General features: G+C 46.0%; 1 protein-coding gene. It reads right to left on the bottom strand.

The genetic code is table 11. The features are described 5' to 3' along the window. Positions 1–250 (bottom strand): hypothetical protein (locus A3761_RS26485; protein ID WP_197472677.1); only part of this gene is annotated, 250 nt, incomplete at both ends.

The following is a 250-nucleotide window of genomic DNA, read 5'->3' as shown; positions in this document are numbered from 1 at the left end:
CTATACGTGCATACGCACCCGACCAAAGGGGTGTATCCAGCTCAAGCCTCATACCAATATTTGACTGTTCAACATGCCGACCGTATGCCAATTCACGCGTGACAGACACGCTAAATATATCTATGAGCATAGCTGAAGACGAACCTGGCCTTTCGTGAGAGTCTTCGCCTAGTTCGAATTCATCGCTAAGTAACAGTGATTCTTCAGCAAGTAAGCTAGTATCATCGTAGACCTCATCCTGCTCTAGTAA

This window comes from Oleiphilus sp. HI0123, from assembly GCF_001635315.1.
The sequence above is the reverse complement of the archived record's forward strand: the minus strand, read 5'-3'. Positions and strand labels throughout refer to the sequence as shown.